This window comes from Ensifer sp. 22460 (assembly GCF_052044935.1).
GTDB lineage: Bacteria > Pseudomonadota > Alphaproteobacteria > Rhizobiales > Rhizobiaceae > Ensifer.
The window spans coordinates 11,572-25,053 of sequence record NZ_JBQENZ010000028.1 but is presented as its reverse complement, the minus strand read 5'-3'; the positions used below and the strand labels follow the sequence as shown (position 1 = coordinate 25,053).

Sequence of the window (13,482 nt, the reverse complement as noted above, 5' to 3'; positions counted from 1 at the left end):
GGCTTGCGACCGTGGTCTCGCCGACTGCCGGCGCAAATGAGAACGTTTAGAGAACTTTCCTGTGTGACTGCACCATCTGCCGGTGTATAAGAGCCGGATGGTCCAGAGAGCAGGCAGTGCAGATCTTCCGCTTCACGGTGGCCGGGTTCCCCGGTGGCTTGGCGAGCGCATGACGAAACTTGGTGCGATCATCACCCAGGCGATCGTCATCGAATATGGTCGAGACGAGTTTCTTCGGCGGTTGGCACATCCGTTCTGGTTTCAGTCTTTCGGATGCGTCATGGGCATGGACTGGCACTCTTCCGGCATCACCACCAGCGTCATCGGCGCCCTGAAGCGTGGTTTGTCGCCTCTGTCAGGCGAACTCGGTATTCATGTCTGTGGCGGTCGAGGGCGGAATTCCCGGGAGACCCCCGGCGAGCTGATTGCAATTGGCGAGCGCGTGGGCCTCGATGGAAGTGGCCTGGCGACAACCAGCCGCCTCGTCGCAAAGGTCGACAGTGCAGCAGTTCAAGACGGCTTCGACCTTTACCTGCACGGTTTTATCGTCACCGACGACGGCAAATGGGTCATCGTGCAACAGGGCATGAACGGCGAAAAGCGGCAGGCCCGGCGCTACCATTGGCTTTCGGAGGGGATCACCAGCTTCGTGGATTCGCCCCACACGGCGATCGAAGGCGCGCGGCAGGGCGAGATCGTCAACCTTGCCGACCGCCGCGCCGCGGCCTCGCGCAATAGCCAGCTCGATCTTCTGGCTTCGCTGGGGCCGGATCGGATCGTCCGGGAGGTCGCAGCCATCGAGCCAAGGCGGGTGACCAAGCAAAGCGCGCAGCCAATGCTGCCGCATCTGATTATGCCTGAACATCACGACGTGCGCGAAGAAGACGTCAATATGAAACGCCTGCATGCCACGCTCGCTGCGGCCGCCGACCGTGGCCCAGAGGATTTCGAGCATCTCCTGCTGGTGCCGGGCGTTGGGGCGCGGACCGTCAAGGCGCTGGCGATGGTGGCCGAAGTGGTGCACGGTGCGCCATGCCGGTTCGCCGATCCGGCGCGCTTCTCGCTCGCCCACGGCGGCAAGGATCGCCACCCGTTCCCGGTTCCACTGAAAGTCTACGACGAGACGATCCGGGTGATGAAGTCCGCCGTGTCGAAAGCGAAGCTCGGTCGTGACGAAGAGATGCAGGTTCTCAAGCGCCTCGACGATCAGGCTCGCCAGTTCGAGAGATACGTGACCGGCCCGGATCTCAAGGAGATCGTGGCCGGCGAGTTTCGACAATCGCAAGAGTTCGGCGGTCGCAGCGTCTTTGGCTGGGAAGGGCCGGAAGAACCGTCGAGAGATGCAGGGCGGTCACGCCGTCAAGGCAACCGCGACCGGTAGGCGGCTCAATGCGACCGCAAGGCGTTGCAGCGAATCTCTTTCTTTGATCTCTTCGAGGAGTTCTCGCCGGAACTCAAACCTCCTCCCAAGGGTTGGAAGGTCGTGCGAACAAGCTTGCGAGGGCGAACCAGCAGAATCCACGTCAAGAGGAGTCTCGCGATGGAAGAACTGCAGAGCATCACGGTATCTGAGGAACGGCTCGAGGATTGCCGGGACGTCGTTGAACTTGACCTCCAGCTTTTGATCCGCGAGACGATCGACTCCGGGTTTTCGGTGGAGGAGGTGTTGATCGCGATCAGTGAGCTGGTGGCGGAGGATTTCGCCCACGCCGTCAAGGTCGCCAGCGTCCACTAGAGCATCCCGCATTCAAGTGGAATCACTTGAAGCGGAAAGATGCTCTGGAAACCAAACGCGCGGGGCTCTAGGGAACGCGTTGCTGTCCGAAACGGAGTATCCGGTCGCGCAGCGAAGGCTCAGCGACACGCTTCGCCGCTTCCCGATAGTCGAACCAGGCGAGCTTTCGCTCTCCCTTCTCGGGGAATTTCCCGCGCATGCGCGTGACTTCCAGGGGGTGGAGTTGAACCCTGCAGGAGATCTTGAGCCCATGGTCCAGCCTCTTCTTGTAGAAGTAGTGGCCGAAAGGAAACCTCTGGCAGGTGCCCTTCACGCCAGCCTCTTCAAAGGCTTCTCTCGCAGCCACCTCATGCGCGCGCTTTCCTTTCATCGGCCAGCCCTTGGGAATGACCCAGCGTCCGGTGTCCCGGCTGGTAATGAGAAGGATCTCCAGTGTGTTGTCTTTGCGAAAGCGATAACACAAGGCCGCGTACTGCATGCGCGGCGGCCGGCGAAGCATCAACTGCACGTCAGAGACAATCTGGTGTAGAAAATTCACAGAAACGCTATCTCCTTTGTCGCCCTATGCGGCAAACGGGCTCTGCCTGCCACTCGCGGACAGTAACATCCGGATCGGCGGTTCTGTTCCGTCAACACATTGCGCGAAAGTGGAGCGCGCGACGGATTGGGCCGCCAATTCAAAGCGTCGACAGGATCCGATTGCTGAGTGATCCCCGATAGGTCTTTTTGATGTCCACCTTGTTTTCCAGCGAGTCCAGGATCTCATCGCAGAAATCGATGTCGTGGAGTTCGCGAATGGTCTGGAGGCCGCCAGGCGTGAATACGTTGATCTCGAGAAGCTTGTCGCCGACGATATCAAGGCCGACCAGGAACATGCCGTCTTCAACGAGCTTCGGCCGTAGCGTCTCGGCGATCGCCAGCATCTCCTTCGTAACGTTGGCCGGCTTTGGAGTGCCGCTTGCGTGGATGTTGGAGCGGACGTCTCCCTTGGGCGGCACGCGTCTGAACGCAGCATAGACGTCGCCCCTGTGCAGCGGTCGTCCGTTCATCAGGAACAACCGCGTATCGCCGTCCGACGCCTTCGGAAGGTAGCTCTGCACGATAAGATAGCCGACGACGCCGACAGCCTCGACAATTTGGGTAAGATTGCCCTCCGTGCTGGTACCCACCCGGAAGACGTTTCGACCGCCAGAACCCTGCAACGGTTTGATGATCACCCCCTCGGAGTGGCTGTCAATGAACGTACGGATTTCATCGATGTCCTTGGAGATCAAGGTTGTCGGGCGAACGGTCACCGGGAAATCCTGGAAGTAGAGCTTGTCCTGGGCCAATGCCAAGCCGCAGGGATCGTTGACAACGATCGTACCGCGCTCCGCGGCGAGACGGCCGAAATTCGCCCCGGCGTGAGATGCCCAGGGTCGGTTTTCGGCGTCCTCCGACGGATCGTTGCGAAGCAGCAGAACGTCCACTTCTTCGACGTTGACGATGGTTTTGTCGGCGTCCGTAAGTGCTCGCAAGAGCGTCTCGGGCTTCTTCGGTCGCGTGCCGACGAAACCGGCCGCCCGTATCATCAGTGTATCGTCAGGGCGCAGGATAAAATCACCAGGCGTGACGTAAAGAACCTCGTGTCCGCGAGAGAGCGCGGCAAGCGCCAATGCGGTCGTCGTATAGGCCGGCGCTTCGGTTTCGAGTGCGTTGACAAGGAGGGCAATACGCATTGGGGCTCCTAGCTTCGGGGGAATTTGATCGCTGTTCACGCCGCGTCACAAAATGAATGCGCGGCACATGACCCAAGAAATAGGGCGGGCCGCCGGTGGCAGCTACTCCTGCGTATCGCGCCAGTCGGTAATTGGCGTTTTCGTCGCGATGCCGTTGTCGATGGTGAGCACGCTATCGAAGAAATCGACCCCGCTTTCTGACTGGATCGACGAGGTGTCGTGCATAACGGCGATCACCGTCGCCTCCGGGCAATGGCCCTTGATCGATTGATGGAACGCCCGAACCGCGTCGCTATCAAGGGCGCTTGTCGCCTCGTCGAGGAAGAGCAGGCCTGGCCTTAATAGCAGGATTCTCGCAAGGACCAGTTTCTGCTTCTCGCCTCCCGACAGAAGCTTGTCCCAGTTCTGCCCATCGCGACCATCGCTCGAAAGCCCTTCCGTAATTTCTTCGAGCCCGGCTTCCTCCAACGCCGATACGACAGAGGCGACGTCATGGGCGTCAGCCTCATCCGGCAGGCAGACGAGATCCTTCAGGCAAACACCCTGGAGCTTGACGTCCTGGGCAGCGTAGAGGCTTCGCACGTTCTCCGGCGTCGTGATCGTGCCGCGTCCGTGTGCCCACAGACCGTTGATTGCCTTCAGAAGCGAAGTCTTGCCGCTTCCAGATTCACCGACCACCAAGGTCCACTCTCCGGGAAGGAAATTCAGTTCGTCAGCGGTCAGGAAAGCCTGGTCATCGCCGGCATGCATGAGCTCGACCGCTTGGATCGTAAGTCCGCGCGCGGTGTCCTGGGTCTTGTACTCGAACACCGAGGGGCCGCTGCGAGCATAGTAATCCTGCGGCTGCTGCACCGCTTCTATTGCTTGGGCAAGCTCGGTGATCCGGTGTGCATTCGCCCTGAGCGTCGCGATGTCGGGCATCGCATGGATGAACCACGAGCATTCGTTGATCAGAGCCGTCGCCAGCTCGGCGCCGGTGACATAGTCCTGCAGGCTGATCGTTTTGTCGACGTAGGGGAGTAGCCCTGGCGCATAGGCAACGATGCGTGAGCCGAGGAAATTATGCACCAGCTCGAAGCCCATGTAGCCGGCGGTCACGCGGTTGAGCCTCGTCCAGGTGTGGTCGATCTCGCGATATCGGCGCCCGTTGATGGCCTTCTGCGCCGGTTCGCCCTTGATGACCGCAACATGAAAACTACGGTGCAACAATTGGTTCAATTCGCTGCGATAGCTGCCCTCGGCCGATTGAATGCGTGTGGACAGGCCCTGCAGGACACTGCCGAGTTTGGCTGCGATGAACGTATTGAGCGGCACGTAGATCGCGATCGCCAGAAACATCAGGCAGGCGCTGCCGTAGCTGCCGAGCAGATCAAGCCCCCTGACGGGGCTCGATGTTTCGATCAGTTTGCTCCCGACGAAGCCAAGCGACAGCACGACGCCGGCGATGCCCACGCCAAGACCGATGGCACCTCCTGTCATGCCCTTTATGGCTTCCTGTACCCTCTGGTCGATGTTGTCGGGCGACGAGCTCTCGCCTTCGGTCGCGGCGCCAAATCCGTTCTGCTGAAGGTGGAAATGGGTATGGTTGGAATCGAGCAGCGCCTGGTTGAAGCGTTCATCCAGCCACTGGCGCCATTTCCGGTGGAGTGTGGTCGAGAAGAAATGGCGGACCGCAGTGAACCCGGCATCCCTGATGATCGCGATCGCCGCGAGCGTTGCCGCGGTGATCAGGAGCGACGAAGGCGTGGTGGGCACGGTGGGGTGGTGAAAGTTGGCGATCCGATTGACGAGCTCGCCGGACGTCAGGGCGAAGTAGACGCTTGCTTGCGCCGACAATCCGGTGAGCAGCAGGATGAGAAAGGTTAAGCCCCATGCCTCGCGCCAACGTTCGGAGAGCCAGTAGGCCAGCAACAGGCCCCAGAAGCTGCGCATGGAGGAAACAGGGCTGCTCCGGCGCGGTCGTTCCCGGCCGAGGGTCCATTTGACCAGTGCTGCTGTTCGTTGTGCGTTGCTGCGCACGACCTCACTTAAAGCCATCTCCATGAACTGGGGCGAGGATCGGGCTTGTCAAATCCGAAGAATGCAGCGGCAGAGGGATCAGGGTCCTTGCCAGTTGCCGATGCCCTTTTGTCTCCGAGGCTTAAGCGTCGGAGATTGAAATGCCGTCGCGGTCAATTTTGCGGGTTCACGCTCATCGGTTCCGATCGCCTGGAGGGCTGCTGCGTGCAATCCGTCGCGGAGAGCGACGCTTCGCCGTCGCCTGGTGAGCCGCCACTTCCCTTTGTCGGGCCTCTGGCGGCCTCGAAGCATTGCGCCTCAAACGAAATTGAACTCCAGGTGGTGAGCGATGTGGAACATGTCCGCGAAGGTCATGCGCTCCGGGGCGCGCAGCCGAAGCCGGCCACTGTGCACCCATTCGTCCGCGTAGCGACTGGACAGGAAGTCGTATAGGCACCTGACAGAAGCAGTTTGGCGGTCGAGAGGCTCCTCGCCTCCGCTCCCGATGTTGGCTTACGTTCGGGCGATCGCTTCGGCCAGCCGAAGAAGAAGAGGTCTCATCCGATCCGCCGGAACACCGGCATAGCCGAGAATGAGCGCAGCCGGCTGAGGCGTCGCGATCGTGTAGTCCGACAGCGGATAGCATTGCAGTCCCGCATCGAGCACGGCGCGGTGCGAGGCCTGGTCTTCACGACCGTCTTGCAGCCAAGCGAGTGCGTTGAGCCCGCTTTCGGAACAGTCAACGCGGGCAAGTCCTGCAAGGACGTCCCGCCCGGCTTGCATGAACGCCTCGCGGCGCTCGGCATAAAGGCCACGCATGCGGCGCAGATGACTGGCAAAATGTCCGCCGCCGATGAACTCGGCGAGCGCGAGCTGGGTTTCGACCGGCACGCTGCGATGGATCAGTGCCGACAGGTTGCGGAAAGCACCGATCAGTTGCGGTGGCAAGACGAGATAGCCGATACGCAGACCCGGATAGAGCGCTTTGCTGAAGCTGCCGGCATAGATCACGCGTCCGTTGCTGTCGATGGAGCGCATGGAGGGAAGCGGCGCGCCGTCATAACGGAATTCGCTGTCGTAATCGTCCTCGATGATCCAGGTATCGTTTGCTCGCGCCCATTCGAGGAGGGCAAGCCGGCGCGGCAGCGACAGTGTGACACCGAGCGGGTGGTGGCGCGATGGCATGACGAAGGCGAGCCGCGCATCGGGATAACGAGCCATGGCGCCTTCGACATCCAAACCGTCTGCGTCGACATTCGTTGGGCACAGCCGCAGCTCGAGCGTGCGGAACAGGTTGCTGGTGGTGACGGGCCCCGGGTTTTCGAACCATATCCCGTCGCCAGGATCGGCGAGCGCCAGGACTGCGAGCGTGAAGGCGGCATGCCCGCCCGGCGTGATGACGATCTGCTCGGGATCGCAGGGATCGCGCCGATGCAGGGCCAGATATTCGGCAATCCTCTGCCGCAGAACCAGCTCGCCCGCAACGTCGCCATAGCCCATGGCCACGGCCTTGCCGCCGCGCGTCACCGAATTCCAGCATTTCCGCCAGACGGCAAAGGGAAACCGGTCGAGCGCCGGACGGTTGGGGAGGAAAGGCCTGTCTTCCATCTGGCCGATATCGGCTGACATCCGGCGTGACAGCTCGCCAATACGCGACAGGCGCGGCGGTGCAGTCTCTGCGGCATCCCGCGGAGTTGGGGTGAACCGGTGTTTCGCGGATTGGCGGGGCAAGGCCGCCGACACGAAGGTGCCGGCTCCCTGTCGGGCTTCCAGATAGCCCTCTGCTTTCAGGTTATCGAGCACTCGCACCAAGGTCTGGCGCGACAGGCCCAACTCCCCGGCAAGGATGCGGCTCGCAGGCAGGCGTGTTCCGGCACGCAGGTGTCCCTTGAGGATCGCCATGCGCAACTGATCCTGCACCTGGCGGAATTTCGGCAGGGCGATCGCGGCATCGAGGCGAAGGAAAGGCAGGATCGGGCCTTCAAGCTGTTTGACCACCGATGCATCTCCAAAATTGGTACAGTCAATTTCACCATAATGGACGTTTATTCGTTGTCCAATTGTTACATCCTGTCCCTACACGAAAACGCACCGATGCAGCCGTCCGCAGGACGCAGACAAGGTGCGGGGGAACCGGAACTGACGGCGGTGCCGACGACCGGATGCAAGGACAGAAGTAGCCATCGCCCACGATCCGTCGCAGACGGTCAACAGGAGGAAACCATGAAGAGACTTCTATCGCGCGCAACGAGCCGCGCCTTCATCTCCACCCTTGCCCTGGCCGCGGCGCTGCCGGGTATCGCCCGCGCCGAGGCTTCGCAAGAACTCGTGGCAGCCGCCACCAAGGAAGGCACGCTGACAGTCATCGCGCTGCCCCATGACTGGTGCAACTACGGAGAGGTTATCGCCGACTTCAAGGCGAAATATCCGGGCATCGAGGTCAACGAGCTGAACCCCGATGCCGGCACGGCCGATGAGCTGGAAGCGATCCGGGCGAACAAGGGCAATACGGGCTCGCAGGCACCAGACGTCGTCGATCTCGGCCTGGCCTTTGCGCCGGCCGCCGCGCAGGAGGGCCTGCTTCAACCATACAAGGTGGCGACCTGGGACGAAATCCCTGACAACATCAAGGACGAGAAGGGCTATTGGTACGGCGACTACTACGGCGTCATGGCATTCGGTGTGAACAAGGACCTGCTTGAGTCCGCACCGGCCGACTGGTCGGATCTGTCGAAGTCCGAATACTCCGGGGCCGTGGCGCTGACCGGCGACCCGCGGTCCTCGGCGCAGGCGATCCTGGCGCTGATGTCGGCAGGCATCGCGCGAGGCGCCAAGCCTGGAGCGGAATCCGGCGGCAAGGGCCTTGAGCTTTTTGCCGAACTGAACAAGTCCGGCAACTTCGTGCCAGTGCTCGGCAAGGCCGGCACGATCGCACAGGGGCAAACGCCGATTGTCGCTGCCTGGGACTACAATCTGCTGGCCTGGCGCGACGCGCTGAACGGCAATCCGCCGATGGACGTGGTCGTGCCGGCAAGCGGAGTCGTCGCCGGCGTCTATGTGCAGGCGATCTCGGCCTATGCGCCGCACCCGAACGCCGCCAAGCTCTGGATGGAATATCTCTATTCTGACGAGGGTCAGACCGCCTGGCTGAAGGGCTACTGCCACCCCGCGCGTTTCAACGCCATGCTGAAGGCCGGCAAGTTCCCGCAGGAGCTGCTCGACAAGCTGCCGCCGGCCGAAGCCTATGAAAAGGCAATCTTCCCGACAGTCGATGAACTTTCCGCCAACAAGACCGCGGTGGTCGAGGGCTGGGACAAGGTGGTCGGCGCCAACGTGAAATAACTCTCCCGGTCGGCCGGAGGCTTACCTGTCAGGAGGCCTCTCGCCAGCCTTTGGCGCAATTTATTCCAGGGACAAATCCGATGACGACAAGCGTCGCATCCCTGCCGGCGGCCTTCAAGCCGCGGCAGGTCCTCAGCTGGCTCGGGGTTGCCCCTTTCTTCCTCTTTGCCACGCTCTTCCTCATCCTACCCACTCTCAACATCGTGCTTGGCGCGTTCCGCAACGCTGAGGGACAGGTGACGCTTGAGAACCTTGGCAAGCTTCTGGCGCCCTCGATACGGTCGGCCTTCTGGATTTCGATCGAGCTCAGCCTGCTGACCGCAGTACTTGGATGTCTTTTCGGTTTCCTGATCGCTGCCGCCATAACCCTCGGTGGCCTTCCGCGCCCGTTGCGCAATGCCATCCTCACTTTCTCGGGCGTCGCCTCGAATTTTGCCGGTGTGCCACTCGCCTTCGCCTTTATCGCAACACTCGGCCGCCTCGGTTTCGTGACCATGCTGTTGCGCCATTGGTTCGGCATCAATCTTTACGGGGCCGGCTTCAACATCGTCTCGTTTCTCGGGCTGGCACTTACCTATCTCTATTTCCAGATTCCGCTGATGGTGCTGATCATCACGCCAGCACTGGAGGGGCTGCGGCGCGAATGGCGGGAGGCGGCGGAAAGCCTTGGCGCCAGCGGTTTTCAATACTGGCGACTGGTGGCGTTGCCGGTGCTGTGGCCCTCGCTTCTCGGCACGCTCGCTCTGCTTTTTGCCAATGCCTTTGGTGCTGTTGCGACCGCAATCGCACTGACCGGCTCATCACTCTCGATCGCGCCGATCGTACTGTTTGCGCAGATCCGCGGCGACGTGCTCAACGATCCGCATCTGGGCTACGCCATCGCCTTTGCCATGATCCTGCTGACCGCCATTGCCAACGCGATCTACATCCTCCTGCGCATGCGTGCGGAAAGGTGGGTCAAATGACGGAGAGACGCCTCTGGTCCTGGCTCGCCGTCGCCTTGGGCGGGCTCTACTTCCTGCTGCCGCTCGTCGGCATGTTCGATTTTTCCATGCGCATGCAGCGCGATGGCTACAACTTCGAAGCCTATCGTGTCGTGCTGGCCGATCCGCAATTCCAGCAGACCTTTGGCTATTCGGTGGTGTTGGCACTGCTGACGATTGCACTCGGCATCCTGATCGTGGTCCCGACCGCCTATTTCGTGCGGCTGCGTTTTCCCGGGTTGCGCCCGATCGTCGAGTTCCTGACGCTGCTGCCGCTGGTCATTCCGCCGATCGTCATCGTCTTCGGCTATATCCGCATCTACAACACGTCCTCGGCCCTGCCGCTGACGGGAAGCTGGTGGGGCACCAACCTCCTGCTTCTGTTCGGCTATGCGACGTTGTCGCTACCTTACATGTATCGCTCGGTGGACACGGGCCTTCGCACCATCGATATCGGCAGCCTGACGGAGGCGGCACAGAGCCTTGGGGCCGGTTGGGCGCGCATTCTCGCCGTCGTCATCCTGCCGAACGTCTTCGTCTCGGTACTCTCAGGGGCTTTTCTGACCTTCGCGATCGTCATCGGTGAATATGTTTTCGCCGCGTTGCTCAACGTCGGGTCCTTCGGTCCGTACATGGTCTGGATGGGCGGCAACCGCGCCTACGAGCCGTCGGCGCTCGCGGTGGTGGCCTTTGCCATTACCTGGGCCTGCATGGGGCTGATCCAGCTTTTCACCCGCTTTTCCAAATTCTCTTCCGTGAGGCGTTGACCATGGCCTTTCTCGACATCCTTCATCTGGAAAAGTCCTTTGGTGCGCAGCGCGTCGTCAAGGATTTCAATCTCAATATCGAGAAGGGCGAATTCATCTCCTTCCTCGGGCCCTCCGGCTGCGGCAAGACCACGGTCCTGCGTATGGTCGCCGGCTTCGAGACGCCGACGTCCGGCGCGATTTGCATCGACGGGCGCGATGTAAGCGGCTTGGCTGCCAACCGTCGCAACATTGGGATGGTGTTCCAGGCCTATGCACTTTTTCCCAATCTTACGGTTGAGCAGAACATCGGGTTCGGCCTGCGAATAAAGGGCGAGGGAAAGGCAGCGATCAGCGCGCGTGTTGGTGAAATGTTGGAGCTGGTCGGCCTGCCGAAACTCGGCGAGCGCTACCCGTTCCAGCTTTCCGGCGGCCAGCAGCAGCGGGTGGCCTTGGCGCGTGCGCTCGCAATCCGGCCGCAGGTTCTGCTGCTTGATGAACCTCTATCGGCCCTTGACGCGAAGATACGCACGAGCCTGCGGGAGGAGATCCGCCGTATCCAGCGTGAGCTCGGCATCACCACAATCTTCGTGACGCACGATCAGGAAGAGGCGCTGTCGATGTCGGACCGCGTAGTGGTCATGCATCAAGGCATAGCCGATCAGGTCGGCACGCCATTTGAAATCTACAATCGGCCGGCGACGCGTTTCGTGGCGCAGTTCGTTGGGACACTCAATCTTCTCGACGCCCGCCTCCTCGACGCAGCCGCGGGGCGGGTAGGGCTGGGGGATATCCCGGTGGCGCTGAACCGGGAACTGCCCGGCCGGGCTGGTGACCGGTTGAGCCTGGCGCTCCGGCCGGAAACAGTGGTGCTGGGGCGAAAAGACGAGGGCAGCGTCGTTCTCTCCGGCCATATTGCGGAGGTGCATTTCCTGGGGTCTGTGATCCGCATCCGTGTCGCGGTTGCCGGTCAGTTCGTCTCGCTCGACACCTTCAACCAACCCGACACGCCGCCGCCTTCGGTCGGCACCCCGGTCGAGGTCAGTATTTCTGATCGTGACCTGCTCGTTCTTGCCGCCTGACGAAGCTCGTGAATTAACCGGGATGGTGACCGATATGCCATGGGAAATGACGCATCGTCCGAACTGGAGGCAGAGGATAGAGGGGCTGTCGGCCGAAAGTCGCGCGCGGCTCGCTGCGCGGGCACGACGCGCGCCGCTGTTTGCCCATGCCTATGCCTTTCACCTGAACTTCCGCTTTGGCGGCATGAAACCCTTGGATCTAGTTGAATTCGCGAGAGAGCAGCGTCTCGCGGGCCTCAAGATTCATGTCGAGGACGGCGAGCAGGCAAGTCTCGCCAGAATGCCGGACGAGGCGTTGAGCGCCTTTGGCGCGGCGGTGAGCGGGTTCAATCTGGAGCTGCATGTCGAGACCAGCACGACGGAACTTGCCGGGCTCTCGGATGCGGTGCGCATCGCGCTCTTGACCGGAGCCACCTCGCTTCGCTGCTACCCGCGTTACGAAGGGCGGGTTTCTGAGATCGTTGCGTGGACGATCGCAGATCTCAGGCGGCTTGAGGTACTCGATCCTGAAGGCAGGCTCCGGTTCACGCTTGAACAGCATGAGGATCTAAAATCAGCAGAGTTGATCCAAATCATCGAGGCGGTCGCTAACCCGCGCCTCAGCCTCCTGTTCGATTTCGGCAACATGATCAATGCGTTCGAAGCGCCGATGTCGGCCCTGGCAGCGCAGGCGCCATACATCACCGAGGTACATGTCAAGGACTGCCTCGTGCGGGCGGACCGCGGGGGTTGGGCGCATCTCGCCTGCCTGTCTGGAAACGGCGATTTGCCGATGCTCTCGATGTTGGTGGAACTCTTGCTGCTTGGCGGCGACAGGCCCCAGGTCCTGGCCTTCGGGCTGGAAGAGGAGGAGGGCTACTTCGCGCCTGCACTCCGCTTTGCTTCCGAGGCCGGGGACCCGTTCATTCCCGCCCGCTCGCCAAGCTTCACGACGATCGGAACGGGCAATCAGGAGACGCGGCTGCGCCAGGAGATAGCGGCCGCCCACAGGCAGGTCGAAACCGTCCGAAGCCTGTTGCAGAAAATCATAACCCAAGCTGAGAAGGTCCAAGAATGACGGCCGAACACGTCTGCCCGCCGGCGTTTCTGGCATTCGCCCACGAACTGGCCGATGCCGCCGCCACCGTTATACGCCCCTATTTCCGCCAACGGCTGGAGATCTCAGCCAAAGCGGACAGCAGTCCCGTTACTGAAGCCGATCGCCTTGCCGAAATGTCGATGCGACAGATGATCGAGATGCGCTTTCCTGACCACGGCGTTCGTGGCGAGGAGTTTGGCGTTTCCAACGCGGATGCGGAATGGGCTTGGGTGCTCGATCCGATTGACGGCACGAAGTCTTTTGCTTCCGGCTCGCTGGCTTTCGGTACCCAAATCGCTCTCCTGCATCAGGGCACGCCGCTCCTTGGCATCATCGATCAGCCGGTAACAAACGAACGCTGGGTTGGCCAGCGCGGATGCCCGACCCTCTTCAACGGTGTACCGGTCCAAACGAGCGATACGGCCCGCCTCAAGGAGGCGATCGTCTATACGTCGGCCCTTGAGCAGTTCGATCTCGATGCCAGAGAGCGCTTCTCGCGCCTGGCCGCCGGCGCGCGTTTCACGCGCATGTCGCATGATTGCTACGCTGCCGGCCTGCTCGCGCTTGGTAGCGTTGACCTCCTGGTCGAGAGCAACGTGTTCGATTACGACATCCTTCCGCAGATACCCATCATCGAAGGGGCGGGCGGTATCGTTACGGACTGGGAGGGCCACCCACTGGCTGACACACACAGGTACGAGACAGTCCTCATGGCAGCAAACGAGACGCTCCATGCCGAAGCGCTCGGTCGGTTAAAGCGCGGGAAGTACCCGGCAGTGGACTAGTGGGCCAGTCGCATT

12 protein-coding genes are annotated in these 13,482 nt (G+C 61.4%); 8 read left to right on the top strand and 4 right to left on the bottom strand.

Annotated elements, in window-relative coordinates; genetic code table 11:
* The first annotated feature begins 97 nt into the window (after nt 1–97).
* Together ACTJKM_RS28185 and ACTJKM_RS28180 are read left to right on the top strand one after the other, a co-directional pair.
* The gene (locus tag ACTJKM_RS28185; RefSeq protein WP_057249763.1) at nt 98–1,381 is read left to right on the top strand and encodes a DUF763 domain-containing protein; all 1,284 of its coding nucleotides are present in this window, start codon (nt 98–100) and stop codon (nt 1,379–1,381) included.
* A 159-nt stretch (nt 1,382–1,540) separates the two neighbouring features.
* A complete protein-coding gene (locus ACTJKM_RS28180) occupies nt 1,541–1,735 on the top strand; it encodes a hypothetical protein (RefSeq protein WP_057249919.1) in 195 nt (64 codons plus the stop codon).
* 67 nt (nt 1,736–1,802) lie between these two features.
* Here ACTJKM_RS28180 and ACTJKM_RS28175 read toward each other — a convergent pair whose 3' ends face one another.
* The 4 genes from ACTJKM_RS28175 to pdxR form a co-directional block, all read right to left on the bottom strand.
* Nucleotides 1,803–2,273 carry an NUDIX hydrolase gene (locus ACTJKM_RS28175; protein WP_093235081.1) on the bottom strand — a complete coding sequence of 157 codons (471 nt, stop codon included), beginning with the start codon at nt 2,271–2,273 and terminating at the stop codon, nt 1,803–1,805.
* A 139-nt stretch (nt 2,274–2,412) separates the two neighbouring features.
* Nucleotides 2,413–3,453 carry a glutathione synthetase gene (locus ACTJKM_RS28170; RefSeq protein ID WP_058321895.1) on the bottom strand — a complete coding sequence of 347 codons (1,041 nt, stop codon included), beginning with the start codon at nt 3,451–3,453 and terminating at the stop codon, nt 2,413–2,415.
* 102 nt (nt 3,454–3,555) lie between these two features.
* Nucleotides 3,556–5,385: an ABC transporter ATP-binding protein/permease gene (locus ACTJKM_RS28165; protein WP_058327173.1), complete on the bottom strand. Its 1,830-nt coding sequence runs from the start codon at nt 5,383–5,385 to the stop codon at nt 3,556–3,558.
* A 579-nt stretch (nt 5,386–5,964) separates the two neighbouring features.
* Complete coding sequence (gene pdxR, locus ACTJKM_RS28160; RefSeq protein WP_058327172.1) at nt 5,965–7,449, bottom strand: MocR-like pyridoxine biosynthesis transcription factor PdxR; 1,485 nt, start codon at nt 7,447–7,449, stop codon at nt 5,965–5,967.
* A 225-nt stretch (nt 7,450–7,674) separates the two neighbouring features.
* Between pdxR and ACTJKM_RS28155 the strand changes: the two genes are divergently transcribed.
* The 6 genes from ACTJKM_RS28155 (at nt 7,675) to ACTJKM_RS28130 (ending at nt 13,467) form a co-directional block, all read left to right on the top strand.
* Nucleotides 7,675–8,793 (top strand): ABC transporter substrate-binding protein, encoded by a 1,119-nt coding sequence (locus tag ACTJKM_RS28155; RefSeq protein WP_058327171.1) that lies wholly within the window; start codon nt 7,675–7,677, stop codon nt 8,791–8,793.
* Between the two features lie 80 nt (nt 8,794–8,873).
* Nucleotides 8,874–9,758: an ABC transporter permease gene (locus ACTJKM_RS28150; protein ID WP_058321892.1), complete on the top strand. Its 885-nt coding sequence runs from the start codon at nt 8,874–8,876 to the stop codon at nt 9,756–9,758.
* Complete coding sequence (locus ACTJKM_RS28145) at nt 9,755–10,543, top strand: ABC transporter permease (protein WP_440661428.1); 789 nt, start codon at nt 9,755–9,757, stop codon at nt 10,541–10,543. Before ACTJKM_RS28150 ends, ACTJKM_RS28145 begins: the two co-directional genes overlap by 4 nt.
* A 2-nt stretch (nt 10,544–10,545) precedes the next feature.
* Nucleotides 10,546–11,604 (top strand): ABC transporter ATP-binding protein, encoded by a 1,059-nt coding sequence (locus tag ACTJKM_RS28140; RefSeq protein WP_058327170.1) that lies wholly within the window; start codon nt 10,546–10,548, stop codon nt 11,602–11,604.
* A complete protein-coding gene (locus ACTJKM_RS28135) occupies nt 11,486–12,661 on the top strand; it encodes a sugar phosphate isomerase/epimerase family protein (protein WP_440661437.1) in 1,176 nt (391 codons plus the stop codon). The genes ACTJKM_RS28140 and ACTJKM_RS28135 overlap by 119 nt, the downstream gene beginning before the upstream one ends.
* A complete protein-coding gene (locus tag ACTJKM_RS28130) occupies nt 12,658–13,467 on the top strand; it encodes an inositol monophosphatase family protein (RefSeq protein WP_440661426.1) in 810 nt (269 codons plus the stop codon). The genes ACTJKM_RS28135 and ACTJKM_RS28130 overlap by 4 nt, the downstream gene beginning before the upstream one ends.
* Nucleotides 13,468–13,482: the final 15 nt, after the last annotated feature.

What these genes read in the sequence shown, in the direction of transcription:
- ACTJKM_RS28170 (WP_058321895.1), bottom strand. Translation starts at nt 3,453, where the DNA reads ATGCGTATTGCCCTCCTTGTCAACGCACTCGAAACCGAAGCGCCGGCC.
- ACTJKM_RS28150 (WP_058321892.1), top strand. Translation starts at nt 8,874, where the DNA reads ATGACGACAAGCGTCGCATCCCTGCCGGCGGCCTTCAAGCCGCGGCAG.
- ACTJKM_RS28130 (WP_440661426.1), top strand. Translation starts at nt 12,658, where the DNA reads ATGACGGCCGAACACGTCTGCCCGCCGGCGTTTCTGGCATTCGCCCAC.
- ACTJKM_RS28180 (WP_057249919.1), top strand. Translation starts at nt 1,541, where the DNA reads ATGGAAGAACTGCAGAGCATCACGGTATCTGAGGAACGGCTCGAGGAT.
- ACTJKM_RS28165 (WP_058327173.1), bottom strand. Translation starts at nt 5,385, where the DNA reads ATGCGCAGCTTCTGGGGCCTGTTGCTGGCCTACTGGCTCTCCGAACGT.
- ACTJKM_RS28185 (WP_057249763.1), top strand. Translation starts at nt 98, where the DNA reads ATGGTCCAGAGAGCAGGCAGTGCAGATCTTCCGCTTCACGGTGGCCGG.
- ACTJKM_RS28145 (WP_440661428.1), top strand. Translation starts at nt 9,755, where the DNA reads ATGACGGAGAGACGCCTCTGGTCCTGGCTCGCCGTCGCCTTGGGCGGG.
- ACTJKM_RS28155 (WP_058327171.1), top strand. Translation starts at nt 7,675, where the DNA reads ATGAAGAGACTTCTATCGCGCGCAACGAGCCGCGCCTTCATCTCCACC.
- ACTJKM_RS28140 (WP_058327170.1), top strand. Translation starts at nt 10,546, where the DNA reads ATGGCCTTTCTCGACATCCTTCATCTGGAAAAGTCCTTTGGTGCGCAG.